Source organism: Bradyrhizobium sp. HKCCYLRH1034 (genome assembly GCF_051168375.1).
Taxonomy (GTDB): Bacteria; Pseudomonadota; Alphaproteobacteria; order Rhizobiales; family Xanthobacteraceae; genus Bradyrhizobium.
This window is the reverse complement of sequence record NZ_JBNPUW010000006.1, coordinates 15,190-41,963: the sequence shown is the minus strand read 5'-3', so window position 1 is coordinate 41,963 and position 26,774 is coordinate 15,190. Positions and strand designations below refer to the sequence as shown.

At 66.4% G+C, this 26,774-nt stretch carries 24 protein-coding genes and 1 other RNA gene; 12 read left to right on the top strand and 13 right to left on the bottom strand.

Annotated elements, in window-relative coordinates:
• The first annotated feature begins 172 nt into the window (after nt 1-172).
• From ACQR0W_RS15670 to dapE, 4 genes are all read left to right on the top strand, one after another.
• Nucleotides 173-865, top strand: coding sequence for a pyrimidine 5'-nucleotidase (locus ACQR0W_RS15670; RefSeq protein ID WP_315752205.1), 693 nt, complete (start codon nt 173-175; stop codon nt 863-865).
• Between the two features lie 215 nt (nt 866-1,080).
• A complete protein-coding gene (dapD, locus tag ACQR0W_RS15665) occupies nt 1,081-1,926 on the top strand; it encodes a 2,3,4,5-tetrahydropyridine-2,6-dicarboxylate N-succinyltransferase (protein WP_316186629.1) in 846 nt (281 codons plus the stop codon).
• A 68-nt stretch (nt 1,927-1,994) separates the two neighbouring features.
• On the top strand, nt 1,995-2,645 hold the full coding sequence (locus ACQR0W_RS15660; RefSeq protein ID WP_316186628.1) for a DUF805 domain-containing protein: 651 nt from the start codon (nt 1,995-1,997) through the stop codon (nt 2,643-2,645).
• A 17-nt stretch (nt 2,646-2,662) separates the two neighbouring features.
• Nucleotides 2,663-3,817, top strand: a complete 1,155-nt coding sequence (gene dapE / locus ACQR0W_RS15655) for a succinyl-diaminopimelate desuccinylase (protein ID WP_316186627.1) — start codon at nt 2,663-2,665, stop codon at nt 3,815-3,817.
• Between the two features lie 19 nt (nt 3,818-3,836).
• Here dapE and ACQR0W_RS15650 read toward each other — a convergent pair whose 3' ends face one another.
• The 4 genes from ACQR0W_RS15650 to def all read right to left on the bottom strand — a co-directional run bounded on the left by ACQR0W_RS15650 (nt 3,837) and on the right by def (nt 8,511).
• Nucleotides 3,837-5,894 carry a methyl-accepting chemotaxis protein gene (locus ACQR0W_RS15650; RefSeq protein WP_316186626.1) on the bottom strand — a complete coding sequence of 686 codons (2,058 nt, stop codon included), beginning with the start codon at nt 5,892-5,894 and terminating at the stop codon, nt 3,837-3,839.
• Nucleotides 5,895-6,048: 154 nt separating this feature from the next.
• Nucleotides 6,049-6,786, bottom strand: coding sequence for a tRNA pseudouridine(38-40) synthase TruA (gene truA / locus ACQR0W_RS15645; protein ID WP_315715355.1), 738 nt, complete (start codon nt 6,784-6,786; stop codon nt 6,049-6,051).
• Nucleotides 6,787-6,906: 120 nt separating this feature from the next.
• Nucleotides 6,907-7,842, bottom strand: coding sequence for a methionyl-tRNA formyltransferase (fmt, locus tag ACQR0W_RS15640; protein ID WP_315715354.1), 936 nt, complete (start codon nt 7,840-7,842; stop codon nt 6,907-6,909).
• 141 nt (nt 7,843-7,983) lie between these two features.
• A complete protein-coding gene (gene def / locus ACQR0W_RS15635) occupies nt 7,984-8,511 on the bottom strand; it encodes a peptide deformylase (RefSeq protein WP_315715353.1) in 528 nt (175 codons plus the stop codon).
• Nucleotides 8,512-8,680: 169 nt separating this feature from the next.
• Between def and ACQR0W_RS15630 the strand changes: the two genes are divergently transcribed.
• Together ACQR0W_RS15630 and ACQR0W_RS15625 are read left to right on the top strand one after the other, a co-directional pair.
• Nucleotides 8,681-9,916: a DNA recombination protein RmuC gene (locus ACQR0W_RS15630; RefSeq protein ID WP_315752210.1), complete on the top strand. Its 1,236-nt coding sequence runs from the start codon at nt 8,681-8,683 to the stop codon at nt 9,914-9,916.
• A 117-nt stretch (nt 9,917-10,033) separates the two neighbouring features.
• The gene (locus ACQR0W_RS15625; protein WP_315825865.1) at nt 10,034-11,419 is read left to right on the top strand and encodes an AmpG family muropeptide MFS transporter; all 1,386 of its coding nucleotides are present in this window, start codon (nt 10,034-10,036) and stop codon (nt 11,417-11,419) included.
• A 159-nt stretch (nt 11,420-11,578) separates the two neighbouring features.
• Here ACQR0W_RS15625 and ACQR0W_RS15620 read toward each other — a convergent pair whose 3' ends face one another.
• The 5 genes from ACQR0W_RS15620 to ffs form a co-directional block, all read right to left on the bottom strand.
• Nucleotides 11,579-12,004: a hypothetical protein gene (locus ACQR0W_RS15620; protein ID WP_315715350.1), complete on the bottom strand. Its 426-nt coding sequence runs from the start codon at nt 12,002-12,004 to the stop codon at nt 11,579-11,581.
• 20 nt (nt 12,005-12,024) lie between these two features.
• Nucleotides 12,025-12,624 carry a recombination mediator RecR gene (recR, locus tag ACQR0W_RS15615; protein ID WP_315715349.1) on the bottom strand — a complete coding sequence of 200 codons (600 nt, stop codon included), beginning with the start codon at nt 12,622-12,624 and terminating at the stop codon, nt 12,025-12,027.
• Nucleotides 12,625-12,649: 25 nt separating this feature from the next.
• Nucleotides 12,650-12,970, bottom strand: coding sequence for a YbaB/EbfC family nucleoid-associated protein (locus ACQR0W_RS15610; RefSeq protein WP_315715348.1), 321 nt, complete (start codon nt 12,968-12,970; stop codon nt 12,650-12,652).
• 103 nt (nt 12,971-13,073) lie between these two features.
• Nucleotides 13,074-14,912 carry a DNA polymerase III subunit gamma/tau gene (locus ACQR0W_RS15605; protein WP_316169602.1) on the bottom strand — a complete coding sequence of 613 codons (1,839 nt, stop codon included), beginning with the start codon at nt 14,910-14,912 and terminating at the stop codon, nt 13,074-13,076.
• A gap of 131 nt (nt 14,913-15,043) precedes the next feature.
• Nucleotides 15,044-15,140: signal recognition particle sRNA small type (gene ffs, locus ACQR0W_RS15600), an RNA gene on the bottom strand.
• 145 nt (nt 15,141-15,285) lie between these two features.
• Here ffs and ACQR0W_RS15595 point away from each other — a divergent pair.
• The 5 genes from ACQR0W_RS15595 (at nt 15,286) to ACQR0W_RS15575 (ending at nt 19,213) form a co-directional block, all read left to right on the top strand.
• Nucleotides 15,286-15,705, top strand: coding sequence for an HIT family protein (locus ACQR0W_RS15595; protein ID WP_315715346.1), 420 nt, complete (start codon nt 15,286-15,288; stop codon nt 15,703-15,705).
• A gap of 3 nt (nt 15,706-15,708) precedes the next feature.
• Nucleotides 15,709-16,653: an NAD(+) diphosphatase gene (gene nudC / locus ACQR0W_RS15590; protein WP_315752214.1), complete on the top strand. Its 945-nt coding sequence runs from the start codon at nt 15,709-15,711 to the stop codon at nt 16,651-16,653.
• Between the two features lie 130 nt (nt 16,654-16,783).
• Nucleotides 16,784-17,284, top strand: a complete 501-nt coding sequence (locus ACQR0W_RS15585; RefSeq protein WP_315715344.1) for an Lrp/AsnC family transcriptional regulator — start codon at nt 16,784-16,786, stop codon at nt 17,282-17,284.
• A gap of 112 nt (nt 17,285-17,396) precedes the next feature.
• The gene (locus ACQR0W_RS15580; protein WP_316169643.1) at nt 17,397-17,726 is read left to right on the top strand and encodes a hypothetical protein; all 330 of its coding nucleotides are present in this window, start codon (nt 17,397-17,399) and stop codon (nt 17,724-17,726) included.
• Between the two features lie 20 nt (nt 17,727-17,746).
• On the top strand, nt 17,747-19,213 hold the full coding sequence (locus tag ACQR0W_RS15575; RefSeq protein ID WP_316167266.1) for a methyl-accepting chemotaxis protein: 1,467 nt from the start codon (nt 17,747-17,749) through the stop codon (nt 19,211-19,213).
• A gap of 53 nt (nt 19,214-19,266) precedes the next feature.
• On the opposite strand, the gene ACQR0W_RS15570 is transcribed toward ACQR0W_RS15575, so the two are convergent.
• The 4 genes from ACQR0W_RS15570 to ACQR0W_RS15555 all read right to left on the bottom strand — a co-directional run bounded on the left by ACQR0W_RS15570 (nt 19,267) and on the right by ACQR0W_RS15555 (nt 25,563).
• The gene (locus ACQR0W_RS15570; RefSeq protein WP_316169603.1) at nt 19,267-20,766 is read right to left on the bottom strand and encodes a phosphomannomutase/phosphoglucomutase; all 1,500 of its coding nucleotides are present in this window, start codon (nt 20,764-20,766) and stop codon (nt 19,267-19,269) included.
• A 224-nt stretch (nt 20,767-20,990) separates the two neighbouring features.
• A complete protein-coding gene (locus tag ACQR0W_RS15565; protein WP_315799204.1) occupies nt 20,991-21,491 on the bottom strand; it encodes a TIGR02281 family clan AA aspartic protease in 501 nt (166 codons plus the stop codon).
• Between the two features lie 161 nt (nt 21,492-21,652).
• Nucleotides 21,653-24,127 carry an ATP-dependent helicase HrpB gene (gene hrpB, locus ACQR0W_RS15560; protein WP_316169644.1) on the bottom strand — a complete coding sequence of 825 codons (2,475 nt, stop codon included), beginning with the start codon at nt 24,125-24,127 and terminating at the stop codon, nt 21,653-21,655.
• Between the two features lie 116 nt (nt 24,128-24,243).
• Complete coding sequence (locus tag ACQR0W_RS15555) at nt 24,244-25,563, bottom strand: UDP-glucose dehydrogenase family protein (protein ID WP_315825860.1); 1,320 nt, start codon at nt 25,561-25,563, stop codon at nt 24,244-24,246.
• Nucleotides 25,564-25,714: 151 nt separating this feature from the next.
• On the opposite strand from ACQR0W_RS15555, the gene ACQR0W_RS15550 reads away from it, so the two are divergent.
• A complete protein-coding gene (locus tag ACQR0W_RS15550; RefSeq protein ID WP_316169604.1) occupies nt 25,715-26,767 on the top strand; it encodes an acyltransferase family protein in 1,053 nt (350 codons plus the stop codon).
• The last annotated feature ends 7 nt before the right edge of the window (nt 26,768-26,774 follow it).

The window sequence follows — 26,774 nt, the reverse complement described above, 5'->3', positions numbered from 1 at the left end:
CCCGGCGAACGCCGGGATCCATAACCACCGGCCGAGGTTTGGGCCATCGGCATCAGCCATCATGCCGCAAGATAGCTTCCGCGGTATGGGTCCCGGCGTTCGCCGGGACGACAGCGGAATATGCCGCCCTAGCCGGGCATGATGACCGAAGGCAGGATGGACCGACGCCCACATGACAAAATCCCCTCGCGCCTTCGATCACGTCGACACCTGGGTGTTCGACCTCGACAACACGCTGTATCCGCATCACGTCAATCTGTGGCAGCAGGTCGATGCCAGGATCGGCGAGTTCGTCTCCAACTGGCTCAAGGTCGATGCGGAGGAGGCGCGCCGCATCCAGAAGGACTACTACCGCCGCTACGGCACCACGATGCGCGGCATGATGACCGAGCACGGCGTGCACGCCGACGACTTCCTTGCCTACGTGCACAAGATCGACCACTCGCCGCTGGAGCCGAACCCGGCGATGGGCGCGGCGATCGAGAAGCTGCCGGGGCGCAAGCTGATCCTGACCAACGGCTCGGTCGACCACGTCGACGCGGTGCTGGCGCGGCTCGGCATTGCCGCGCATTTCCACGGCGTATTCGACATCATCGCCGCCGAGTTGACGCCGAAGCCGGCGCGCGAGACCTATGACAAATTCCTCAAGCTCCATGACGTCGATCCTGCCAGGGCCACGATGTTCGAGGATCTCGCCCGCAATCTCGTCGTCCCGCACGACCTCGGCATGACGACCGTGCTGGTAGTGCCCGACGGCACCAAGGAGGTGGTGCGCGAGGACTGGGAGCTGGCGGGGCGCGACGATCCGCATGTCGATCATGTCACGGACGATCTGACCGGGTTCTTGCAGCGGCTGGTGGGGTGAAACCCGCCACGCATTGAGCTGTCATTCCGGGACGATGCGAAGCATCGAACCCGGAATGACGGAGCATGATAAGCCGCACCTCCCGCGCGGACGGCCCCCGCCACCGATGCGTCCTTGACTCTCCGGGTCCAAATCCCGAAAAAGCCGCCCTGCCCACCATGCTCGTACACGGCCGTCCCCGGCTTTCTGCCCAGGGACCAAGCGAGGATCGACCGATGTCACTGTCCGCCCTGGAATCCACCATCAACAGCGCCTTCGATGCCCGTGATGGCGTCTCGACCACGACCAAGGGCGAGGTCCGCGACGCCGTGGAGAGCGCGCTCGAGCTGCTCGACAAGGGCGAGGCCCGGGTCGCTGAGCGCGGCACTGACGGCAAGTGGAGCGTCAACCAGTGGCTCAAGAAGGCCGTGCTGCTGTCGTTCCGCCTCAACGACATGAGCGTGATCCCCGGCGGCCCCGGCCAGGCGTCGTGGTGGGACAAGGTGCCGTCGAAGTTCGAGGGCTGGGGCGAGAACCGCTTTCGCGACGCCGGCTTCCGCGCCGTGCCCGGCGCGATCGTGCGCCGCTCGGCCTACATCGCCAGGAACGTCGTGCTGATGCCGTCCTTCGTCAATCTCGGCGCCTATGTCGACGAGGCGACCATGGTCGACACCTGGTCGACGGTCGGCTCCTGCGCCCAGATCGGCAAGCGCGTGCACATCTCCGGCGGCGTCGGCATCGGCGGCGTGCTTGAGCCGCTGCAGGCCGGCCCCGTGATCATCGAGGATGACTGCTTCATCGGCGCGCGCTCGGAGGTTGCCGAGGGCGTGGTCGTACGCAAGGGGGCGGTGCTGTCGATGGGCGTTTTCCTGGGCGCGTCGACCAAGATCGTCGACCGCGAGACGGGCGAGGTTTTCGTCGGCGAGGTGCCGGAATATGCCGTCGTGGTGCCGGGCGCGCTGCCGGGCAAGCCGATGAAGAACGGCCAGATCGGCCCCTCCACCGCCTGCGCCGTCATCGTCAAGCGCGTCGACGAGCGCACCCGCTCCAAGACCTCGATCAACGAGCTGTTGCGCGACTGATTGAACCGCGGCTGCGGCCGTAGCAACGAATCTCCGGGCCGGCCAAGCCATCGGTCCGGAGGACGTCCATGGACTGGACCTGGTTTCTGTTTCGCTTCCACGGCCGGATCAACCGCGCCAAGCTCTGGCTGTCGTTGCTGGTGGTGCTCTGCTGGATGGTCTTTGCCGCCACGCTGGTGGCGGGCGCGAGCAGGCTGCTGGGCGGCCCGACGGCCTTCAGCTTCAATCTGACCGACATCTTCGCGGTCCTCGACCCGGACACCTTTCGCGGCTTGACCCGCGCCGATATCGTCCCCGCCACCTTCCACGTCATCCTCACCCCCGTGTTCGTCTGGGTGTTTGCCGCAGGCGCCATCAAGCGGCTGCATGACCGCGACAGGAGCGGCTGGTGGACGGTTCCGTTCTTCGTCGTGCCCGGGCTGGTCAACCAGTACGCGGAGCGCATTCCCGGGACGGTCATTCCAGCGATCGTGGGCGGCGCTGGTGCGCTGCTCTCGCTGTGGGCCTTCATCGAATTGTACTGCCTTGCCGGCGATCCCTGGACCAATCGCTTCGGGCCCAACCCGTTGCCGAAGGTCCGATCCAGCGAACGCTCCGGCCAGCCAAGACCGCCCGCGCCCGCCTGGAACCAGCACAAGGAGCTGGAGTTCACCCCGCACGTTGCGAGCCCGCCGCGAGGGGAAGCGGCAATCGGCAGCACTAGCCCGCCGGCAAAATAGCATGTTAAGCGAAAGGCATGACCGATGCCCTCGCCATCACCCGCGACCTGATCCGCTGCCCCTCCGTGACCCCGGCCGATGCCGGCGCGCTCGGCGTGCTCGAGGCCCTGCTGAAAGACGCGGGCTTCACGACGCATCGCGTGACGTTCTCCGAAGCAGGCACGGCCGACATCGACAACCTCTATGCCCGCATCGGCACCGACGGGCCGCACATCACCTTCGCCGGTCACACCGATGTCGTGCCGCCCGGTGATGAAGCGGCGTGGAGCCTGCCGGCGTTCTCGGGCGAGGTGAAGGACGGCTACATCTATGGCCGCGGCGCCGTTGACATGAAGGGCGGCATCGCCTGCAGCGTCGCGGCTGCGCTCGACTATCTGCGCGATCACAGCGGACAGCCGAAGGGCTCGATCTCGTTCCTGATCACCGGCGACGAGGAGGACGTCTCGATCAACGGCACCATCAAGCTGTTGAAGTGGGCGGCCGAGCGCGGCGAGCGGTTCGACCATTGCGTGCTCGGCGAGCCGTCCAATCAAGAGGTCATGGGCGACTGCATCAAGATCGGCCGCCGCGGCTCGCAGTCCGGCACCTTGATCGTCGAGGGCAAGCAGGGCCACGTCGCCTACCCGCACCGTGCCTCCAACCCGGTGCCGGACATCTCGCGCCTGATCGTGGCCTTGTCGGACGAACCGCTCGACAACGGCAGCGCGCAGTTCCAGCCGTCGAATCTCGAATTCACCACCGTCGATGTCGGCAACACCGCCAGCAACGTCATCCCGGGCCTGGCGCGGGCGAAATTCAACATCCGCTACAATGACTGCCATACGCAGGAGACGCTGCGCGCGCTGGTCGAAGAGCGGCTGACGAAGGCCTGCGGCAATCGCATCCGCGCCCGCATCGACTGGCTGCCGTCGAACTCCAACGTGTTCCTGACCAAGCCCGGACCGTTCACCGAGCTCGCCGTCGCCGCGATCGAGAGCGTGACGGGCCGCAAGCCGGAGCTGTCGACCACCGGCGGCACCTCGGACGCGCGTTTCATTTCGAGCTACTGCCCGGTGATCGAGTTCGGCCTGGTCGGCCAGACCATGCACCAGATCGACGAGCGCGCCTCGGTCGCCGACATCGCGACCTTGACGAAGATCTATCGCGGCATCCTCGACAGGTATTTCGCCTGAGCGGCGCGCCTGATCCTGATCAGGCGGCCTTCACCTCCGCCAGGAACTGATCGACCTCGCGACGCAGGTCGGTGGCCTGGCCGGCAAGGCTCGCCGCGGAGTCGAGCAGCGAGCGCGCCGATCCGCGGGTGTCCGCGGCGGCCGCGCTGACCAGCGCGATCGACGACGAGACGTCGTTGGTGCCGCTCGCAGTCTGCTGCACACTGCGGGCGATCTCCCGGGTCGTGGCGCTCTGCTCGGCCACCGCACTCGCCACCGCTCCGGTAACACCGCTGATCGTGTTGACGACGGCGGCGATCTTCTCGATCGCAGCGACCGTGCTGCCGGTCTCGTTCTGGATCGCGGCGATCTGGCTTTCGATCTCCTCGGTGGCCTTGCTGGTCTGGGATGCGAGACTCTTCACCTCGGACGCGACGACGGCAAAACCCTTGCCGGCCTCGCCGGCGCGCGCCGATTCGATCGTGGCATTGAGCGCGAGCAGATTGGTCTGCGAGGCGATGGCGCGGATCAGCTGCACGACGTCGCCGATGCGGGTGGCGCTGCCGGCGAGCGTCCGGACCTTGTCGGTGGTATCGAGCGCCTGGCTAGTCGCGTTGGAGGATTCCGACGCGGCTTCTGCGATCTGTCGGGTGATCTCTTTCATCGACGCGTCGAGCTCCTCGGAGGCAGCCGCAACCGTGTTGACGCCGGAGGTCGCCTGCGCCGCCGCATCGGCCACCGCGGTGGCGCGCGACGCGGTGGTGCTGGCCGAGCCGTCGAGCGTCTCGGCCGATTGCTTCAGGCCGCTCGCGGCATCGCTCAGCCGGCCGCACAGCGTGTCGATGACCTCGCCGAAGCGGCGCGTGAGCGCCTCGATCTTCTGCCGGCGGGCGTCGCGCCGGGCCTCGGCATCGGCGCCCTGCAGCGACAGCCGGTCGGCCTCCGCCGACTTCTCCTGCAGAACGCCGATGGCATTGGCGAGCGTGCCGATCTCGTCGGTCCGATCGCCAAATCCGATTTCCACACTGCGCTCGCCACCGGCGATCCGACGGATCATTTCGGTCAGATTCGACAGCGGCTTGATCACGCGGGCATTGAACCAGACCGTCCCCAGTGCGGCGGCCGCGACGTTGACCAGCAACAGGACCAGCGCCAGGACAAAGCGGGTCTGCGACTCGGCGATCGCGACCTCGCTCTGGCTCAGCGCCTCGGCGAGGGCTGCATCGCGCAGCGGCAGGATCGTATCGAGGATCGGGAATACGGACCGCAGGAACTGGTCGGGATCGAGCTCGAGCACCTTGCCCCGGTTCGGCGCCACCTGCGACGAATAGAACTCGCCGCCGCGGGCCCAATAGCCATTCTCGACCTCGGTCAGGGCCGCAAAGATCGGCTTCTGGTTGATCTCTGCGGCAGCGAGCTTGGCCGTCGTCCAGATGCGCTCGATGCGTCCCTTGAACGTCGCGAGCGCCTCGGCCGGTTCACCCGCCATCGGCTGCTTGGTCGCGATCATGCGAACGAACGTCGTCGTGGCGCGACCGGCCCAGTCGCGCAAATCCCAGCCGATTACCGCGAGACGCGCCGCCTGGCCTACCGCGGGATTGGCCGCATTGATCCGGCGCACGATCACGTCGACATGGCTGCCGGTCGTTTCCTGGATCGTGAACATCTGGGGCACGTAATCACGGACGATTGCTTCGGATCGCGCCGCCTTGGCCTGCGCGACGGCATCGAGAGCGGCCCCGCGCGTCACACGCAACTTCTGCTGGATCGAGTCCAGCGCGGCGCTGTCTTCACTCAGCAGCGCCAGGCTGCGCGCCTTGGCGAAGGCGTCGTCAGAGCCTTGAAGTATCTTCTGCAGCGCGGCCAGCTCGTCCGAGTTTGCCGGATTCGGCGACGCCAGGCGCGGATTGACCATGGCGCGCTCGAGGTTCAGCTTTTCCGGCAGCCGCAGCATGGCGGCCAGCAGCTGCGTATCACGGCCTGCCGTCCTCGCGGCCTGCAGCGAGGTCAGCTGCTGCCAGGCGAACAACATGGTTGCGAGCAGGCCGATGACGGCCCCGAGCAGCAAAGAGAGCAGGAAGACTTGACGAATGCGCACGATCGACCTCGCTGGACAGCAGCCTGAGGTCCGGATAGCAGCGAGGGCTTCAATTTGGAGTTAATGAATCCTGTCCCTTACTCCCGAAACGACTACTCATTAGGACAATCATTGGCAGCTAATAGCGATTCGCGGGTTCCACTGCAGAACGATCTCAATAGTCGACCTTCACGAGATAGAGGCCTTCCGGCGGGGCGACGACGCCACAGGCGGCGCGGTTGCGCGCGGCGAGCGCGGCGGCCAGATCATCGGCGGTCCAGCGACCCTGCCCGACCCACACCAGTGAGCCGACCATCGAGCGGACCTGGCTATGCAGATAGGAGCGGGCGGAGGTGAGGATGGTGATCGCATCGCCCTCCCTCACGACGTCGAGTTGATCCAGCGTCTTCTCCGGCGATTTGGCCTGGCATTCGGTATCGCGGAACGTCGTGAAGTCGTGCTTGCCGATCAGCCGCTGCGCGGCTGCATGCATCGCATCGGAATCGAGCCGCTGCGGCACCCGCCAGACGCGGCCGACCTCCAGCGCGAGGTTGGAGCGGCGATTGACGATCCGGTAACGGTAGTGCCGCCTGCGCGCGGAGAACCGCGCTTCGAAGGTGTCGGGCACGATCTCGGCGGCGAGCACCGCGACCGGGTTCGGCCGCAGATGCGCGTTGAGCGCGTCGCGCAGCTTGTCCGGGCGGAACTCCTTGGCGATGTCGCAATGCGCGACCTGGCCGGTGGCGTGGACGCCGGCGTCGGTGCGGCCCGAGCCGTGCACACGCGTGGGCACGCCGCAGGTCGCCTGCACCGCGGCTTCGAGCGCGCCCTGCACCGACGGCAAGGTCTCCTGCAGCTGCCAGCCGCAGAACGGCGCGCCGTCATATTCGATGGTGAGCTTGTAGCGGGGCATTCGGTCTATTGCTGCCGTCATCGCCCACGCAGGCGGGCGATCCAGTATTCGCCGACGTCTCGGCGCAACAATGCACGTCTCGGCGTACTGGATACCCCGCTTTCGCGGCGTATGACAGCGTTACGAAAAACGAGCACCGCGATTCAATTGGGTACCGCGCAGGAAATCCGCGGCCTTCATCGGGCCCTTGCCGGCGCGCTGCAGCTCGGTGATGCGGATCGCGCCGTCGGCGCAGGCGATGGTGAGCTGGTCATCCAGAACAGTGCCGGGCGCGCCCGCGCCGCTGGCGAGCGCGCAGCGCAGGAACTTCAAACGCACCGCCTCGCCATCGAGCGTGACCTCGCTCCAGGCGCCGGGGAACGGCGACAGGCCGTGGATGTGCCGCAGCACCGTATGCGCCGGCTTCGTCCAATCGATCCGCGCCTCCGCCTTCTCGATCTTGGCAGCGTAGGTGACGCCCTCCTCGGCCTGCTTCGTCAACGTCAGCCCGCCGCGCTCCAGCGCCGCCATCGCGCGCACCATCAGGTCGGCACCGATCCGCGAGAGGCGATCGTGCAGATCGGACGCCGTCATCGCGTCAGTGATGGGTAGACGCTCGGCCATCGCGACGTCGCCGGTGTCGAGACCGACATCCATCTTCATGACCATCACGCCGCTTTCGGCGTCCCCTGCCATGATGGCACGGTTGATCGGCGCGGCGCCGCGCCAGCGTGGCAGCAACGAGGCGTGGAGGTTGTAGCAGCCGAGTTTCGGTGCATCGAGAATCGCCTGCGGCAGGATCATGCCATAGGCGACGACAACGGCGGCATCGGCCTCATGGGCGCGGAACGCAGCCAGCGCGTCCTCGGTCTTCAGCGTCTTCGGCGTGAGCACGGGAATGCCGAGCCGGCGCGCCTCGGTCTCGATCGGCGTCGGCACCAGCGCCAGGCCGCGGCGGCCGCCGGGTTTGGGCGCGCGCGTATAGACCGCCGCGATCTCGTGGCCGTGGCCGGCGAGTTCGAGCAGGGTCGGCACGGCGAAATCCGGCGTGCCCATGAAGATCAGGCGAAGCGGCATCTGGTGGAAGATCCTGCATTGCCGAATCCTCCGCGTCATGGCCGGGCTTGTCCCGGCCATCCACGTCGAGCTGCCTGTAACGCGCGGCGCGACGTGGATGCCCGGGTCAAGCCCGGGCATGACGGAGGAGAGAGTTGATCGTTACTCGCTGGCGCGCTTGGCGGCCTTGGCGAACTTCTTCATCACGCGGTCGCGCTTGAGCTTCGACAGATAGTCGATGAACAGCACGCCGTTGAGATGGTCGATCTCGTGCTGGATGCAGGTGGCGTAGAGCCCCTCGGCATCCTCCTCGCGAACCAGCCCGTCGAGATCGGTGAAGCGCACGCGCACGCGCGCCGGCCGCTCGACCTCCTCGTAATATTCGGGGATCGACAGGCAGCCTTCCTCGTAGACCGACAGCTCGTCCGACTTGGCAACGATCTCCGGATTGATGAAGACGCGCGGCTCGCGCTTGCCTTCCCCGTTGGCGTCGGGCTTGGCCAGATCCATGGTGATGACGCGCAGCGGCTGCGCGACCTGAATCGCTGCGAGCCCGATGCCCGGCGCGTCGTACATGGTCTGAAACATGTCGTCGACCAGCTGCCGGATCTCCGGCGTGACCTTCTCGACCGGCTTGGACACCAGCCGCAACTGCCGGTCCGGCAGGATGATGATTTCTCTTAGGGACATGGCGCGCGATTTAAGCCGCGGAACCGGCGCGGTCAATGTGAGGGTGCGCGGTTAAGACTTCGCTAACCATGAATTTCAACGCCTCGTTAACCATGATTCTTAACCTGGCCTTAACCATAAATGTTCTCTCTTCGTTCGCGAGCTTGTGCGAATCGGATAGACGGGCGTGATGACCGCCGCCAGCCAGTCCCTCAATCCTGTCGTCATCATGATCGGCGACCTTCCGGTCCGCGCCAGCGATGCGCTGATCGGATTTGGCGTGCTGGTGGTGCTGCTGCTCGTGATGATCGTGGCGGCCGTGGTGCGTTCCGGCCGGCGCGGCGCCGAGCTCGCGGCCCAGCAGGCGATGCGCAGCGATGAGATCGAACATCGGTTCAGCGAGATGATCCGCGTCCAGAGCGAGGCCTCCGGCCGGGTCGACGCGATGGCGCAGCTGCTCGCCGGCCGGCAGGTTGATCTTGCCCGCAGCGTCAACGAGCGGCTCGATGCGGTGACTCATCGCGTCGGACAGTCGATGGAGCAGAGTACGCGCCACACCATGGATAGTCTGCGCGTGCTGCACGAGCGGCTCGGCATCATCGACAATGCCCACCGTGATCTCAGCGAGCTGACGACCCAGGTCACGACCCTGCGCGACGTCCTCGCCAACAAGCAGTCGCGCGGCGCGTTCGGCCAGGCGCGGATGGAGGCGATCGTGCAGGACGGACTGCCGAAGGGCAGCTACGCGTTCCAGTACACGCTCGCCAGCGGCAAGCGGCCGGACTGCGTCGTGTTCCTGCCCGACGCGCGACCGCTGTGCATCGACGCCAAGTTTCCGTTGGAAGCCGTGACCGCGCTGCATGATGCGGAGACGGACGAGGAGAAGCGCACCGCCGCACAGCGCCTGCGTACCGACGTGCTGCGTCACGTCAACGACATCGCGGAGAAATATCTGGTGGTCGGCGAGACGCAGGACACCGCGCTGATGTTCGTGCCGTCGGAATCGGTCTATGCCGAGATCCATGATGGCTTCGACGACGTCATCCAGAAAGCGTATCGCGCGCGCGTCGTGCTGGTGTCGCCGTCGCTGCTGATGCTCGCGATCCAGGTCATGCAGCAGATCATGAAGGACGCACGCATCCGCGACGCCGCCGACCAGATCCGCAACGAGGTGATCCATCTCGGGGACGATCTCGGCCGCCTGCGCGAGCGCGTGCTCAAGCTGCAGAAGCATTTCGGCGATGTCGGCGAGGACATCCGCCAGATCCTCATCTCGGCCGACAAGATCGAGAAGCGCGCCGCGCGGATCGAGGAGCTCGACTTCAGCAAACAGGACACGCCGGTGGAGTCGCCACGCATCGCGCCAGCTACGGGCACCGCGCCGGATTTGTTTCCGCTGGCGGGACGCGTGCAGGCGGGGGAGTGATTGGGTAGCTCGCCCTTGTCGCAGCTTGAATTTTGCCAAGACTGTCATCGCCCGGCTCGCGGACGATGACAGCTGAGATGGAGAGCGTTTCTTGCGCAAATCTGCTACCACCCATCCATGACCGTACCTGAGGCTTCTTCCGACATCACCGCGACCGGCGCAAAGCCCGAGGCTGCGCCAAAAGCCCCCACCTGGCGCGAGAGCATGGCCGTCTATCTGCAGCCGCGCGTGCTCGTGGTGCTGTTCCTCGGATTTTCGTCGGGGCTGCCGCTGGCCCTGTCCGGCTCGACCTTGCAGATCTGGATGCGCGAGCTCGGCGTCGACCTCGGGACCATCGGGCTATTCGCGCTCGTCGGCACGCCCTACACGCTGAAATTCCTCTGGGCGCCGCTTGTCGACGCGCTGCACGTGCCGCTGCTGACGCGCGCCTTCGGGCGGCGGCGCGGCTGGCTGGTGTTCGCGCAACTGCTGCTGATCGCCGCCATCCTGCTGCTGGCGTTGACCGACCCGGCGCACGCGCCGTTCATGGTGGCGCTGGCCGCGCTGCTGGTCGCCGCGATGTCGGCGACCCAGGACATCGTGGTCGATGCCTTCCGCGTCGAGAGCCTGCCGGAGAGTGAGCAGGCCGCGGGCATGGCGGCGTATGTCGCCGCCTACCGCATCGGCATGCTGGTCTCGACCGCCGGCGCACTGGTGGTGGTCAGTGCATTCGAGACCTCGGGGCTGACGCGTCCGTCGTCCTGGATGTGGGGCTATGTTGCGATGGCCGGATTGGTGCTGATCGGCACGATCACGGCCCTCGCGGCGACCGAGCCGGCCCAGTCGCAGCAGGCGGAGGCCGCGATGGGTGCGGACACCGCGCTCACCCGCGTGATGCATGCGGCTGCCGGGGCCTTCGTCGAGTTCCTCGGCCGACGTGATGCGCTCACGGCGCTCGCCTTCGTCGTGTTGTTCAAGTTCACCGACGCCTTCTCCGGCACGATGACCGCGCCGTTCGTGATCGATCTCGGCTTCAGCAAGGTCGACTACGCCGCGATCGTGAAAGGCGTCGGCCTCGCCGCCACGCTCGCCGGCGGCTTTGCCGGCGGTTTCGTCGCGCGGCGCTATTCGCTCGCCATCAGCCTGTGGATCGGCGGCATCGTGCAGGCGCTGGCCAACCTGTCGTTCTCATGGCTCGCCATCGTCGGCGTCAATCAGTGGGCGCTGGCGCTGGCGATCTCTGCGGAGAACCTCACCAGCGCGATCGGCACCGTGATCTTCGTCGCCTATCTCTCTGCGCTGTGCCAGAACCCGCTGCACACCGCGACCCAATATGCGCTGCTCACCGCGCTCGCCGCGGTTGGACGAACCTATCTGTCATCGGGCGCGGGCTATGTGGCGAAAGCGACCGGCTGGCCTGCATTCTTCGTCATCTGCGTGCTCGTCGCGATCCCGAGCCTCGTGCTGCTCGCTTGGCTGCAACGGCGTGGGCATTTCGATGATTTGGGGCCGGTGAAGTTGTAGCTGCCGCCTCACCGTCAACTGTCGTCACTCGCGAAGGCGGATGACCCAGTATTCCAGAGACGTCAGCTATCAACCGAGGGCCGCGGCGTACTGGATCGCACGGTCGAGCCGAGCGATGACTGCAGAAGTCAGGAGGCGGCGCTCGCAGCGTCCCAAGTGTCACCGCTTCACCAAGCTCCACTTGGTCACGACCGCCTCGCTCATCTGCCCCGCATCCTGGGCGCAGGCGATCTCGTCGACCTTGACCGCGATCTGCTTGCCGAGCAGGCCCTTGAGCTGCGAGGCCTGCGCCGTGTTCGCGGTGACGAGCTGGAACGTCTCCGGTCCGGTCTCGAGATTGCACAGCCCGCTCGGCGGCGGCAGGCGGCGCGGCTCGCTGGTGATCTGATAGGCGGCGGAGGGCTGGCCCGATTTGGCGCCTTTCAGCTTCAGCGCCGTCAGCTCGCCCGACAGCACGTCACCGGCATTGAGCGGACGCCCCGCCTTCTGCGGTGCCTCGCTTTGCTGCGCCAGCACCGACGGCGCCGAGAGTGCCGCCAGAATCGCGCCCAGAGCCAGCCGTTTGCCGAATCCGCGTTTCGTCATCAATTCATTTCCGTCTGTGCTTAGAACAAGGTCCGCTGCCGCATCGCGGCCGAGAGCGTGCCTTCGTCGAGATAGTCGAGCTCGCCGCCGACCGGCACGCCATGCGCCAGCCGCGTGACCTTGACGTTCGCCTCCTGCAGGAGGTCGGTGATGTAGTGCGCCGTCGTCTGGCCGTCGACCGTCGCGTTCAGAGCGAGGATGATCTCCTGCACCTCCGGCGCATGCGCGCGCTGCACCAGCGCGTCGATGGTGAGATCCTGCGGACCGACTCCGTCGAGCGGCGACAAGGTGCCGCCGAGCACGTGATAGCGGCCGTTCGAGGCCTTGGCGCGCTCCAGCGCCCAGAGGTCGGCGACATCGGCGACGACGACGATCATCGCGGGATCGCGCCGCGGATCGGTGCACACCGTGCAGGGATTCTGCGTATCGATGTTGCCGCAGGTCTTGCAGACCTGGATGCGATCGATCGCGACCTGCAGCGCCGAGGCAAGCGGCACCATCAGCGCCTCGCGCTTCTTGATCAGATGCAGGGCGGCGCGCCGCGCCGAACGCGGCCCGAGGCCGGGCAGGCGCGCGAGCAGCTGGATCAGGCGTTCGATCTCAGGACCAGCGACGGCCATCAGTTCACGAATGTCATCAGGTCAACTAACCAAAACCGAAGCCGGGCGGCAGGCCGAGCTTGCCGGTGATGGCCTGCATCTTCTCCTGCATCGCGGCTTCCGCCTTGCGCCGTGCATCGCCATGCGCGGTCACCAGCAGGTCCTCCAGGATCTCGGCCTCCTCCGGCTTGAGCAGCGACGGATCGATCTTGATGCTCTTCACGTCCATCTTGGCGGTCATGCGCACGGCAACCAGACCGCCGCCCGAGATGCCCTCGACCTCGACGTTGCCGAGTTCCTCCTGCATCTCCTGCATCTTCGTCTGCAGCTGCGCCGCCTGTTTCATCATGCCGAGAAAGTCAGCCATCGGAGCACCTCATCATCAGCCATCTGGTTGAGCATGATCTCCGCGCAAACGCCTTTGGCGTTTGTCGCGAGGAAAACCGTTTTCCACTTTTCCGGATCATGCTCTAGAAATCATCATCGTCGGACTCGTCGGGCGGCTCGACAGCACTGGCGTCCGATTCGGGCGGCTCGGGGGCGAGCCGGCGCACTTCGACCACCTTGGTGCCCGGGAACCGCGCCAGGATCTCCTGTACGCGCGGATCGGCCTCCGCCGCCGCCTCTCGCTCGCTCTTGGCGCGCAGGTTCTGCTCGCGCAAGGTCGCCTGACCCGGCTCGTTGGAAACGATCACCGTCCAGCGCCGGCCGGTCCAGTCTTCCAGCTTGCGGCCGAGGTCCGAGACAAGCGAGCGCTGCGCCGTCCGTTCCAGCGCGATCTCCAGCCGTCCCTCCTCGAAGCGGACCAGCCGTACGTCCATCTCCAGCGCGCTCTTGGTGATCAGGTCACGATTCTTGCCGGCCAGCGCGACGAGTTCCTGAAAGCTCGCGATGCGTAGCGCGGGCTGGTCCTGTGTTGCCGGCGCCGGCTGTGACGACATCGCCTGCGGGCGCATCGAACCGCCGACCGCGGCGAGCGTCGGGCCTTGCGCGCGCGGCGCCTGCATCGGCGCCGACGTCATCACAGGCGGCGTTCCCGCGCTCATGGTGGATGCCGGCGCAGCACGCGCTCCGCCGCCGTTCGTGACAACGGGAGATCCGCCGCCGTTCTGGTCGATCATCCGAATGGCTTCGTCGGGCGTCGGCAGATCGGCCGCGTAGGCAATCCGTACCAGCACCATTTCCGCGGCGGCGGCCGGGCGCGTCGCGCCTTGGGTCTCGGCGATGCCCTTGAGCAGCATCTGCCACATCCGCGACAGCACCCGCATCGACAGCTTGGTGGCGAAGTCGCGCGCGCGCAGCCGCTCGGTCTCGCTGAAGGCGACGTTGTCGGCCGTGGCCGGCACGACCTTCACCCGGGTGACGAAGTTCACGAACTCGGCCAGATCCGACAGCACGACCACGGGGTCGGCGCCGACGTCATATTGCTCGCGGAATTCCTTGAAGGCGGCGGCGATGTCGCCGCTGGCGAGATGGTGGAACAGGTCGATCACGCGGGTGCGGTCGGCGAGGCCCAGCATCTGACGGACATCGTCGGCGCGGACTTCGCCGGCGCTGTGCGCGATCGCCTGATCGAGCAGCGACAACGAATCGCGCACCGAGCCTTCGGCGGCGCGCGCGATGATGCCGAGCGCCTCGGGCTCGATCGTCACGCCTTCCTTGGTCGCGATGCCCGAAAGATGCTTCATCAGCACGTCGGCCTCGACGCGGCGCAGATCGAAGCGCTGGCAGCGCGACAGCACCGTCACCGGCACTTTGCGGATCTCGGTGGTCGCAAACACGAACTTGGCGTGCTCCGGCGGCTCCTCCAAGGTCTTCAGGAAGGCGTTGAACGCCGCTGTCGACAGCATGTGGACTTCGTCGATGATGTAGACCTTGTAGCGCGCGCTGGCCGGCGCATAGCGGACGCTGTCATTGATCTGGCGGACGTCATCGACGCCGGTGTGGGACGCCGCGTCCATCTCGAGGATGTCCATGTGCCGGCTTTCCATGATCGCCTGGCAATGGGTGCCGAGCACCGGCATATGGATGGTCGGCCCCTTCACCGAGCCGTCCGGCAGCTCGTAATTCAATGCGCGGGCGAGAATGCGGGCGGTGGTCGTCTTGCCGACGCCGCGGACGCCGGTCAGAATCCAGGCCTGCGGAATCCGGCCGGTCTCGAACGCGTTCGAGACGGTGCGCACCACGGCCTCCTGGCCGATCAGATCTGCGAAGCTGGAGGGGCGGTATTTGCGCGCCAGCACCCGGTAGGGCTTGGCGGGAGCGTCGGCGCTGTCAGGCGGAACAGGTGGGGCGCCAGCGTCGGTCATCGAGCGATCCGCAAGTGAGCATTCCAGGCCGGCATCGATCGCGATCGTCGACGCAATCAGCCGGAGCGCGGTCGAGCGCCCGCCCTGCGCGGGGTCCCCGCCATCTTTGCGCGATTCGCTCGAGAAAACAGGTAGGAGACTGACGAGCGACCCGATCCGGACCTCGTTAGGGCTGCTTCCTTCCGGACCTGACCCGGTTGGCGAGTGGCTCGTCCACCGCCAATCTCCCGCTGCCTATTTGGGGCCAAATGGTCCGGAAAGCAAGCGCGAGCTTCGCCGGCCTAGTCTACCGCCCCGCGGGCTTGTGCCGCAGCTCGGAAAGGCTTTAGGTGCCCGCGAGCTCCCCACCTGACCATCCGCCAGGAACCGCCGCATGCCCGAATCAGCCTGGTCGCTGCATCCGCAACTTGCGAAGGATACGATCGACATTGGCGACCTGCCGCTGTCCCGCGTGCTGGTGATCAAGGACGCGAACTATCCTTGGCTGCTGCTGGTGCCGCGGCGCGAGGGCGCGGTCGAGATCATCGATCTCGACGAGGTCGCGCAGGCGCAGCTGATGACCGAGATCACGCGGGCGTCACGCGCGCTCAAAGAGATCACCAAATGCGACAAGCTCAACGTCGCCGCGCTCGGCAACATGGTGCCGCAGTTGCACGTCCACATCATCGCGCGACGCACAAGTGACGTGGCCTGGCCGCGACCGGTGTGGGGCGCCGCGCCGCCTGTGCCCCACGATGCGCAGGAGGTGCAGCAGTTCATCAGCGCTATCAGGCGCAAGATCTGGCTAGGGTGAGAGATGTCGCCATTCGACTTGTTTCCGTTGGGCAAGCCGGCCTTCGTCGGCCATCCGATCGATCGCGCCGCCCATCTGCGCTTCCATGACGAGAGGCTGCTCGGCTTCGAGAGCAAGCCGTCGACGCGGGCCTATGTCGTGCATCGCGATTCGCTGGTGCTGAAGCGCGAGGGCGACAAGCTGCGCGCGCTGCTGTCGATCGACGAGGCGCTGAAGTTCGGTGCCAATCCGGGAACGATCTTCCTCGGGCTGCAGGACGGCGCGGCGGTGTTCGGCATGGGCATCTCGCCGGCGGCCGTCGAGAAGCTCGCCGGGCGCGACGATGTGGCGGTCACCGAGCTGCGCGGGGTGGCGATGCAGGGCGCGATCCCGGTCGACCAGTTGGCGACGATCGCGATGGCGAAGTCCCTGGTATCATGGCATCAGCGCCACGGCTTCTGCGCAAATTGCGGCGCCAAGACCGCGATGCGCGAGGGCGGCTGGAAGCGCGAATGCCCGAGCTGCAAGACGGAGCATTTCCCGCGCACCGATCCGGTCGTGATCTCGCTGGTCGCCTCGGGCGACAAGTGCCTGCTCGGGCGGCAGAAGCAGTTTCCGGCCGGCATGTATTCCTGCCTCGCCGGCTTCGTCGAGGCGGCTGAGACGATCGAGGACGCCGTCCGGCGCGAGGTGTTCGAAGAATCGGGCATTCGCTGTACCGACGTGACCTATTACATGACCCAGCCTTGGCCCTATCCGTCGTCGTTGATGATCGGTTGCAGCGCCCGAGCGCTCAACGAAGACATCGTCATCGACCGCACCGAGCTCGAGGACGTGCGCTGGTTCAGCCGCGACGAGGCCCGGCAGATGCTACTGCGGCAGCATCCGGATGGCTTGGCGGGACCGCATCCGTTCGCCATTGCTCATCATCTGGTCGGCCGCTGGCTGAAGGAGAACGACGAGCGGTAACAGGAAACCAGCCCGGCCCTCTGCGGAAACGGCCAGACCCGGCCGCAAAGGGCTGAACGGCCGATCCTTGCCTTGGAACGATTTTCTCTATATGAGGGTTTTATAGCCTTCCTATGGAACAAGTTTCTCCATGACCGATGTCGCCGCCCAAGGCTCCGAGGCCAATCGCCGGCTCGATGCCATTGACCGCAAGATTCTGATGGTCCTGCAGGAGGACGCATCGCTCTCCGTCGCCGAGATCGGCGATCGGGTCGGATTGTCGTCGACACCGTGCTGGAAGCGCATCCAGCGGCTGGAGGCCGATGGCGTGATCCTGCGCCGGGTGGCCCTGGTCGATCAGAACAAGATCGGGCTCGGCATCTCCGTGTTCGTGTCGGTGGAGAGTGCGGACCATTCCGAGGCCTGGCTGCGCAAATTCGCCGAGGCGGTCAGCTCGATGCCGGAGGTGATGGAGTTCTACCGGATGGCCGGCGACGTCGACTACATGCTGCGCGTCGTCGTTGCGGACATGCAGAGCTACGATGTCTTCTACAAGAAGCTGATCAGCGCGGTGCCCCTGAAGAACGTCACCTCGCGCTTCGCCATGGAGAAGATCAAGTCGGTCACGGCGCTGCCGGTGCCGCCGGTCTGAGCCGAGCATTCCGGGCCGCTTGGACGTTGCAGCGCCGGCGTCCCGAACTCCAGTCGTCATCCCTAACGAACGTTTACCGGAAGTTATTCCCATCCCTCTATTCTTGGATGTGATGACGTCCGGTGCAACCATACCTCCGTCTTCGCGCCCGTGGCTCAATGCCACGGCGCTTCTGATCGCGAGCTTTGTCGCGGTCGCAGCGCTGTCACTCCAAGTGCGCGCGGGGAGCGAAATCGTGGCCGTCGCTTTCCCACCTTGGTGGAGCGCGCAACACGCGATGCTCGCTGCGGCCTCGGCTGACGCCGCGCTCGTGCGCACAACGACCATTTCATCGCTGCTGGTCGTTCGTCCCGGCGAACACGACGGCTCGGCGCGGCTGCGCGAGGCCGGAGCCTGGCTCATCATCGATCCGCAGGCGGTCTCCGCCTGCCTTGCAAAATGATCTCTTTGGGGGAATCGGAAATGAACGTCGAGACCAGCGATCTGGCAACCCTCCGGCACACGACCAGCAAGCTTCTGCTGGCGGTACTCTGGGTTCACGTTCCGCTCTCCCTCATCATCGGGCTGTCGCGCGGCGACTGGCTGATGCCGACCATGCTCATGGTCGTCATGGCGGTGGTGGCGACCCTTTCCTGGCGCAGCGCCGGCGACACCTTGTCGACCCAGCTCACGGTCGCGGTCGCCGTCATGGGCGGTGTATCTGTGCTTGTCTACCAGATGTCCGGACATGCCTGGCAGATCGACATGCACATGTATTTTTTCGCCGCGCTCGCCTGTCTGGTCGCATATTGCGACTACCGGCCGATCCTGGCCGGCACCGTCGCCGTCGCGCTTCACCATCTGGTCCTGAACTTCGTCTTTCCTGCAGCGATCTACCCGGGCGGCGCTGATTTCGGCCGCGTTGTGCTGCATGCGGTCATCCTGCTGATCGAGGCCGGTGTTCTCATCGCCCTTGCGCTCAAGCTGACGCAGTTGTTCGAAACCAGCGCGCGCAAGACCGCGGAAGCCGAATCGGCGATCGCTGCCGAGGCGCGCGCCACCGCCGAGCGGTTCGAGGCCGAGCAACGCGTCAAGCAGCAGGCTGATCTTGCCCGTCGCGAGCTTGCGGAAGGCTTCGAGCGCAAGATCGGCGGCATCGTCGAGGCGGTGGCCGTCGCCGCCAACGAGATGCAGAGCCTGTCCTCGTCGATGAGCCGGAGCAGCGCGGAGTCCTCGCGCCAGACGTCGGCCGCGGCCGGCGCCTCGCAACAGGCGTCGACCAATGTCGAGACGGTCGCTGCCGCAACGGAAGAGCTGACTGCGTCGATCAACAGTATCTCACAGCAGGTGACGCGGTCGGCGGAGATCGCCGCGAAAGCGGCGGACGAAGCTCGCCGCACCAACACCGTGGTCGCGAGCCTGGCTGCCGGCACTCAGAAGATCGGCGAGGTGGTGACGCTGATCCAGACGATCGCCAGCCAGACCAACCTGCTGGCGCTGAACGCCACCATTGAGGCGGCGCGCGCCGGCGAGCACGGCAAGGGCTTTGCCGTCGTGGCAAGCGAGGTCAAGGCACTCGCCAACCAGACCGCGAAGGCCACCGAGGAAATTTCCAGCCAGGTGCAGAGCATCCAGAGCGCAACGGGTGACGCCGTCTCCGCCATCCAGGCGATCGGGGGAACGATTGCCGAGATCGACGACATCTCCAAGGAGATCGCCACCGCGGTCGAGCAGCAGGGCCTCGCCACCGGAGAAATTTCCGGCAACGTGCAGCAGGCGGCCGAAGGCACGCGGCTGGTCAGCCAAAGCATGGGCAGCGTGACCCGTGCCTCCGACGAGACCGGCAGCGCCGCCTCGCGCCTGCTGGAGTCCGCGACCGGACTCACCTCGCAATCGACCCGGCTCAAATCCGAGGTCGATCAGTTCCTGAGCTCCCTGAGGGCCGCTTGATCCCATCGAGTAGGATGGGATCAGCGCCCTAGCGCGACATCATCGACGCGGCCTCAGATCGTCTGGTTGTAGGCGCCGACTTCGGGATGCGTCCGCAGCACCTCGTTGACCGCCTCGAACATGTCGTGCATGCGCTGCTCGGACACCGGGCTTTCGACCACCACCACGAGCTCGGGCTTGTTGGATGACGCTCGCACCAGACCCCAGCTGCCGTCCTCGACGGTGACGCGGACGCCGTTGACGGTGACGAGATCGCGGATCTTCTGCCCCGCCACCTTGCCGCCCCGCTGCTGCAGCGCCTGGAAGTGCTTCACGACAGCGTCGGCGACGCCGTATTTGACCTCGTCGCCACAATGCGGCGACATGGTCGGCGACGACCAGGTCTTTGGCAGCGCGTTCTTCAGGTCGGCCATCGACTTGCCCGGCGCCCGGTCGAGCATCTCGCAGATCGCGATCGCCGAGACCAGACCGTCGTCATAGCCTCGCCCGAACGGGCGGTTGAAGAAGAAGTGGCCCGACTTCTCGAAGCCGGCGAGCGCACCGAGCTCGTTGGTGCGGCGCTTCATGTAGGAATGGCCGGTCTTCCAGTAGGCGGTCTTCGCGCCCTGCGCCTGCAGCACCGGATCGGTCATGAACAGACCGGTTGACTTCACGTCGACGACGAACTGCGCGTCCTTGTGGATCGCCGACATGTCGCGCGCCAGCATCACGCCGACCTTGTCGGCGAAGATCTCCTCGCCGGTATTGTCGACCACGCCGCAGCGATCGCCGTCGCCATCGAAGCCGAGGCCGACATCGGCCTCGTGCGCGAGCACGGCATCGCGGATGGCGTGCAGCATCTCCATGTCTTCGGGATTGGGATTGTATTTCGGGAAGGTGTGATCGAGCTCGGTGTCGAGCGGGACAACCTCGCAGCCGATCGCCTCCAGCACCTGCGGCGCGAACGCGCCCGCGGTGCCGTTGCCGCAGGCCGCGACCACCTTCAGCCTGCGCTTCAGCTTGGGACGGCTGGTGAGGTCGGCGATGTAGCGCGCCGGATAATTCTCATGGAACTGATAGGAGCCGCCGCTGCCATTCTTGAACGCGGCCTCGAGCACGATCTCCTTGAGCCGGGTCATCTCTTCGGGGCCGAAGGTGAGCGGGCGGTTGGCCCCCATCTTCACGCCGGTCCAGCCGTTGTCGTTGTGCGAGGCGGTCACCATGGCGACGCAGGGCACGTCGAGATCGAACTGGGCGAAATAGGCCATCGGCGTCACGGCAAGGCCGATGTCATGCACCTTGCAGCCGGCGGCCATCAGGCCCGAGATCAGGGCGTATTTGATCGAGGCGGAGTAGCCGCGGAAATCGTGCCCGGTCACGATCTCCTGCTTGACGCCGCGTTCGGCGATCAGCGCGCCCAGCCCCATGCCGAGCGCCTGCACCCCCATCAGATTGATCTCCTTGTTGAACAGCCAGCGCGCGTCATACTCGCGGAAGCCCGTCGGCTTCACCATCGGCTCGGATTCGAAGGCGTAGGTATTGGGAACCAGGACGGGCTTGGGTTTCGGAAACATCTGGAGACGGCCTCGGCAATATCACATCAATGGAAGAAGGCATTCGTGCTTAGCACGACGTCAGACAACAGTGTCAGAAGGCAGAGGAATGCAGGCAACAATCGGGCAGGACCGCTCGAGTAGGCCACCCGACGAACTATTCAATGACTGCGACTCGGGATCGGCCTGCCTGCCGGTATGTGGGGGCCGGTGACGCGCGAAACAACATTCCGCTTCGGTGCAGCCTACTGCTCCAGCACCATCTGGCCGTTGGCGTAGGCGAAACGCTTCAGCTTGGACAGGAACGACAGGCCAAGCAGATTCTCCGACAGCGCCGTATCGGGCAGCACCAGGGCATCGACGTCACGCACGGTGAGCTCGCCGAGCTCGACCATCGCAAGCCTGGCCCGGGCGGCCTTCACGGTGCCGTTGGCCGTGGTGACGGTGGCGGTGTAGTCGCCGCGCGCCGGACGCAGGCCGAAACGGGCGGCCGAGCTCTCGTTCAGCGCGACCATCGAGGCGCCGGTATCGACCATGAAGCTGATGCGCTGGCCGTCGATGCGGCCGTCGGCGCGGAAGTGACCGCGGCGGTCGGTCGGAATGCTCAGGCTGCGCTGGCCCGCAGCAGACGGTTCCGCCGTGGCAACCCGCGCGGACGGCGTCGCGGATGCCGACGCGGGGGTCAGGCGATCGGCCAGTTGCGCCATGAAGGTGCCGAGACCGACGAGAACGGCCGCGAAGATCATTATGTTACGCATGACGCAAACGCCCGACTTTACCCCGCAACCGATTTGACCATCAAAGCCGCTGACGGGCGACTGCGAGCGACCGGCTGCCGCCGCCATTTTGGCGAAAACGATGAGTGAAGCGTTAACGACAACGACGGCGGCGGTACAATTTGCATGAGCTACGTCCCCCGCGGCTTGGCCCGCCGGGTCGGCTCGGCATGGGCCGGATCGTCGGGCCAAGGATGGCGCGGATAGCGGCCGCGCAGGTCGGTGCGGACCGCGGCATAGGAGCCGCGCCAGAAGCCGGGCAGATCGCGCGTCACCTGCACCGGCCGCTGCGCCGGCGACAGCAGCTCCAGCACCAGGGGCACCGCGCCGCGCGCGATCGAGGGATGGACGTTCAGGCCGAACAGCTCCTGCAGCCGCACCGCGATGGTGGGCCCCTGCTCGGCCTCGTAGTCGATCGCCAGCATGGTGCCGGTCGGCGCCTCGAAATGGGTCGGCGCCTCCCGGTCGAGCCGGGCGCGGAGATCCCAGGGCAGCAGCGCCATCACGGCGTCGGAGACGTCGCCGGGCGAGACATCCTTGAGCGAGGTCTTGTCGGCGAGCAGCGGCACCAGCCAGTCCTCGCGCCGCTCGGCGAGGCCCGCCTCCGACAGGTCCGGCCAACTGTCGCCTTCCGCCTTGCGCAGGAAGGTGACGCGGTCACGCCACTGCCTGGCGGCCTTCGACCAGGGCAGCCGGTCGAGCCCAGCCGCGCAGATCCCCTCCGCGAAGATGCGCGCGGTCTCCTCCGACGGCGTCAGCGCGACTGGCGCATCGGCCATGGTGATCGCATGCAGCTTGCGCCGGCGGCGCGCCCGCAACGCCATCGCGTTTTGATCGAAGCTGACCTCGTCTCTCGCTTCGATATGTGCAGCAAAATGCCGCTCGATATCCTCGATCGCCAGCGGCGCCGCCAGCAGGATGCGGCCGCTGGCCGCCGTTCCCGTCAGCTCACCGACCGCGATATAGGGCACGCGCGCCAGCGACGAGGCGGGGTCGACGGCGGCGCCGCGGCCATTGGCGAGCACGAAGCTGCCATTGCCGCGATTGCGCGCGACCCGGTCGGGAAAGGCGAAGGCGAGCATCAGGCCGGTGGAGATGTCCGCGTCTCCGGCGCGGGCGGACGCGGACGACACCTGCTGCGCCCACCGCCGCGCAAGGTCGCGGGCACTTTGCGCGCGCGGCGAGCGGTCGCGGCGGAACTGATCGAGCCGCACCTCGAGATCGACGCTGTCGCCGCCCAGCCCGCGCTCGGTCAGGATGGCGGCGATGTCGGCGGCCTGCGCCGCCGCGCCGTGGTCGGCGGCATCGACGATCATCCGCGCCAGCCGCGGCGGCAGCGCCAGCGCCCGCAGCCGCCGGCCCTCGTCGGTCAGCCTGCCATCGGCATCGAGCGCATCGAGCTCGCGCAGCAGGTCCCTTGCCTCCTTCCAAGCCGGTTGTGGCGGCGGATCGAGGAAGCTCAGCGCGGAGGGGTCATTGACACCCCATTGCGCCAGGTCGAGCACCAGCGAGGACAGGTCGGCGCTGAGGATTTCCGGCTGCGTATAGGCCGCCAGCGAGGCCGTCTGCGGCTCGTCCCATAGCCGGTAGCAGACGCCAGGCTCGGTGCGGCCGGCGCGGCCGCGGCGCTGATCGACAGCGGCGCGCGAAGCCCGCACCGTCTCCAGCCTGGTGAGGCCGATGTCCGGCTCGTAGCGCGGCACCCGGGCGAGACCGGAATCGACCACGATGCGGACGCCTTCGATGGTCAGCGAGGTCTCGGCAATCGAGGTCGCCAGCACCACCTTGCGCTGCCCTTTCGGGGCGGGCGAGATGGCGCGGTCCTGGACGGCGGAATCGAGTGCGCCGAACAGCGGCACGATCTCAACGCTGGCATCATGAACGCGCTCGGCGAGCATGGTCTGGGTACGCCGGATCTCGGCCGCGCCCGGCAGGAACGCCAGCACGGAGCCGGCATCGGCGCGCAGCGCGCTGGCGATGGTCTCGGCCATCTGGCGCTCGACCGGCGCATCCGGCTTGCGGCCGACATAACGGGTCTCGACCGGATAGGCGCGGCCCTCGCTCTCGACCACCGGCGCATTGCCGAGCAGTCTGGCGACGCGGGCGCCGTCGAGCGTCGCCGACATCACGAGGATACGGAGATCCTCGCGCAGCCCCTGCTGCGCATCGCGCGCCAATGCGAGGCCGAGATCGGCGTCGAGCGAGCGCTCGTGGAATTCGTCGAACAGCACGGCAGCGACGCCGGTCAGTTCGGGATCATCGAGGATCTGCCGGGTGAAGATGCCCTCGGTGACGACCTCGATGCGGGTCGCGCGCGAGACCTTCGAGCCGAAGCGCACGCGATAGCCGACGGTTTCGCCTACGCGCTCGCCGAGCGACTTCGCCATCCGCTCGGCGCTGGCGCGGGCCGCGATCCGGCGCGGCTCCAGCACGATGATCTTCTTGTCCCCAACCCAGACTGCATCACGCAAGGCCAGCGGCACCCGCGTGGTCTTGCCGGCGCCGGGCGGCGCCACCAGCACGGCGGTGTTGCTGCGTTCGAGCGTGCCGGACAGTTCATCCAGCACGGCATCGATGGGCAGCGGTGTGTCGAAGCGAAGGGGCAATAGCAGCAACCCGTCATCACCCGCGAAGGCGGATGATCCAGTAAGCGCAAATCTCGCGGATCACGAAGATCGGGCGTACTGGATACCCCGCCTGCGCGGGGTATGACAATGCCATGTCAACCGCCCTTCACCGACGGCCTGCCGACGCTCTCGTAGACGAAGCCGTGGGCGGCCATCTCGTCGGGGCGGTAGACATTGCGCAAGTCGACGACGACCGGATGCGCCATCACCTCCTTGAGGCGATCGAGATCCATGGCGCGGTACTGCACCCACTCGGTGACCAGCACCATCGCATCGGCGCCGGTCGCGCACTCATAGGGATCGTCGTAGTAGGCGATCTCCGGCAGCTCCTTCTTGGCCTGCTCGATGCCGACGGGATCATGCGCGCGGACCTTGGCGCCCATGTCGAGCAGACCGGTCACCAGCGGGATCGACGGTGCCTCGCGCATGTCGTCGGTCTCCGGCTTGAAGGTGAGGCCGAGCACCGCGACTGTCTTGCCGCGCAGATTGCCGCCGACGGCATGCGCCACCTTGCGCGCCATCGCGCGCTTGCGGTTGTCGTTCACCGCCAGCACCGATTCGACGATGCGCAGCTGCGTGTCGTAGTCCTGCGCGATCTTGATCAGCGCACGCGTGTCCTTCGGGAAGCACGAACCGCCGAAGCCCGGACCGGCATGCAGGAATTTGGAGCCGATGCGGTTGTCGAGACCGATGCCGCGCGCCACCTCCTGCACGTCGGCGCCGACCTTCTCGGCGAGATCGGCGACCTCGTTGATGAAGGTGATCTTGGTGGCGAGGAACGCATTGGCGGCGTATTTGATCAGCTCGGCGGTGCGGCGCTCGGTGTACATCATCGGCGCCTGGTTCAACGACAGCGGGCGATAGATGTCGCCGAGCACCTTGCGGCCACGCTCGTCCGCGGTGCCGACGACGATGCGATCCGGCCATTTGAAATCGCGGATCGCAGCACCTTCGCGCAGAAATTCCGGATTGGAGGCGACGACGACATCGGCCGTCGGATTGGTCTCGCGGATGATGCGCTCGACCTCGTCGCCGGTGCCGACCGGCACCGTCGACTTCGTCACGACCACGGTGAAGCCGGTGAGCGAGGCCGCGATCTCGCGCGCGGCGGCATAGACGTAGGTGAGGTCGGCGTGTCCGTCGCCGCGGCGCGACGGCGTACCAACCGCGATGAAAACGGCGTCGGCCTCCGCGACCGGCTGCTTGAGGTCCGTGGTGAAATCGAGCCGCTTGGCCTTGACGTTGGCCGCGACCAGCGCATCCAGGCCGGGCTCGAAGATCGGGATTTCTCCGCGATGCAGCGCGGCGATCTTGCTCTCGTCCTTGTCCACGCAGGTCACCTGGTGACCGAAATCGGCGAAGCAGGCACCGGACACCAGACCCACATAGCCCGTGCCGATCATCGCAATTCGCATCGAAACCCATCCTTCAAGGTTAATACTTTCGCGTCTTAAACCATTTGCGGTTCAAGGGGAATTTAGAAAACGGCATGACGTTTGGATGACAAGGAGGAGTATTAACGGCTCTGCCCGACAATGCGGCAGCTCCGCGCCAAAGAGGGACAGCATGACCGCGAATGGTACGCCGAAAACGGCCGGAACCGAGACGCGCATCGACTGGGTGGACTACGCCAAGGGTATCTGCATCATCATGGTGGTGATGATGCACTCGGTGCTCGGCGTCGAGCTCGCCGCCGGCGAGACCGGCTTCATGCACGCCGTCGTCGCCTTCGCCAAGCCGTTCCGGATGCCCGACTTCTTCCTGATTTCCGGCCTGTTTCTGCCACTGGTGATCGACCGGGACTGGCGTACCTATCTCGACCGCAAGGTGGTGCATTTCGCCTACTTCTACGTGCTGTGGGTGACCATCCAGTTCGGCTTCAAGGCGCCCGGCTTCGCCGCCGCGTCCGACTGGCCGCACGCCGGCTACCTGTACCTGGAATCCTTCATCGAGCCGTTCGGCACGCTGTGGTTCATCTATCTGCTGCCGATCTTCTTCGTCGTCATCAAACTGACACGAAAGCTGCCGGCGCCGGTGATCTGGGGCGTCGCGGCCGGCCTCGAAATGGCGCACATCGTCACCGGCTGGACCGTGATCGACGAATTCTGCGCCCGCTTCGTCTATATCTATTCGGGCTATCTGTTCGCGCCTGCCATCTTCGCGCTGTCGGATCGCGCGCGGGCGCAGCCGATGCTCGCCATCGTCGGCCTGCTCGCCTGGGCGGTGATCAACCAGTCGCTGGTGAACCTCGGTGTCAGCGAATGGCCGGCTGTCTCCCTCATGCTCGGCTATGCCGGCGCCGTCGCCATCATCATCGCCGGCACGCTGCTGGCGCGCGCGCAGCTCCTCAACGCATTGCGGTTCTGCGGCGAGCATTCGATCGTGATCTATCTCGCCTTCTTCCTGCCGATGGCGGCGACCCGCACCTTGTTGCTGAAGACGGGCGCCATCGCCGACATCGGCACGATCTCCCTGCTCGTGACCATCGCCGGCGTGCTCGGCGCGCTCGCGATCTGGCGCCTCGCGTTGCGCCTCGGCGCACGCTTCCTGTTCGAGCGCCCGATCGCGTTCTGGATCGCGCCGCCGAAGCCAAGAGCCGTGTTGCAGCCGGCGGAGTAGCGTCACC

Coding starts and splice junctions, on each gene's coding strand:
- ACQR0W_RS15670 (WP_315752205.1), top strand. CDS start 173: ATGACAAAATCCCCTCGCGCCTTCGATCACGTCGACACCTGGGTGTTC.
- dapD (WP_316186629.1), top strand. CDS start 1,081: ATGTCACTGTCCGCCCTGGAATCCACCATCAACAGCGCCTTCGATGCC.
- ACQR0W_RS15660 (WP_316186628.1), top strand. CDS start 1,995: ATGGACTGGACCTGGTTTCTGTTTCGCTTCCACGGCCGGATCAACCGC.
- dapE (WP_316186627.1), top strand. CDS start 2,663: ATGACCGATGCCCTCGCCATCACCCGCGACCTGATCCGCTGCCCCTCC.
- truA (WP_315715355.1), bottom strand. CDS start 6,786: ATGCCCCGCTACAAGCTCACCATCGAATATGACGGCGCGCCGTTCTGC.
- fmt (WP_315715354.1), bottom strand. CDS start 7,842: ATGCCGCTTCGCCTGATCTTCATGGGCACGCCGGATTTCGCCGTGCCG.
- def (WP_315715353.1), bottom strand. CDS start 8,511: ATGTCCCTAAGAGAAATCATCATCCTGCCGGACCGGCAGTTGCGGCTG.
- ACQR0W_RS15630 (WP_315752210.1), top strand. CDS start 8,681: ATGACCGCCGCCAGCCAGTCCCTCAATCCTGTCGTCATCATGATCGGC.
- ACQR0W_RS15625 (WP_315825865.1), top strand. CDS start 10,034: ATGACCGTACCTGAGGCTTCTTCCGACATCACCGCGACCGGCGCAAAG.
- ACQR0W_RS15620 (WP_315715350.1), bottom strand. CDS start 12,004: ATGACGAAACGCGGATTCGGCAAACGGCTGGCTCTGGGCGCGATTCTG.
- recR (WP_315715349.1), bottom strand. CDS start 12,624: ATGGCCGTCGCTGGTCCTGAGATCGAACGCCTGATCCAGCTGCTCGCG.
- ACQR0W_RS15610 (WP_315715348.1), bottom strand. CDS start 12,970: ATGGCTGACTTTCTCGGCATGATGAAACAGGCGGCGCAGCTGCAGACG.
- ACQR0W_RS15605 (WP_316169602.1), bottom strand. CDS start 14,912: ATGACCGACGCTGGCGCCCCACCTGTTCCGCCTGACAGCGCCGACGCT.
- ACQR0W_RS15595 (WP_315715346.1), top strand. CDS start 15,286: ATGCCCGAATCAGCCTGGTCGCTGCATCCGCAACTTGCGAAGGATACG.
- nudC (WP_315752214.1), top strand. CDS start 15,709: ATGTCGCCATTCGACTTGTTTCCGTTGGGCAAGCCGGCCTTCGTCGGC.
- ACQR0W_RS15585 (WP_315715344.1), top strand. CDS start 16,784: ATGACCGATGTCGCCGCCCAAGGCTCCGAGGCCAATCGCCGGCTCGAT.
- ACQR0W_RS15580 (WP_316169643.1), top strand. CDS start 17,397: ATGACGTCCGGTGCAACCATACCTCCGTCTTCGCGCCCGTGGCTCAAT.
- ACQR0W_RS15575 (WP_316167266.1), top strand. CDS start 17,747: ATGAACGTCGAGACCAGCGATCTGGCAACCCTCCGGCACACGACCAGC.
- ACQR0W_RS15570 (WP_316169603.1), bottom strand. CDS start 20,766: ATGTTTCCGAAACCCAAGCCCGTCCTGGTTCCCAATACCTACGCCTTC.
- ACQR0W_RS15565 (WP_315799204.1), bottom strand. CDS start 21,491: ATGATCTTCGCGGCCGTTCTCGTCGGTCTCGGCACCTTCATGGCGCAA.
- ACQR0W_RS15555 (WP_315825860.1), bottom strand. CDS start 25,563: ATGCGAATTGCGATGATCGGCACGGGCTATGTGGGTCTGGTGTCCGGT.
- ACQR0W_RS15550 (WP_316169604.1), top strand. CDS start 25,715: ATGACCGCGAATGGTACGCCGAAAACGGCCGGAACCGAGACGCGCATC.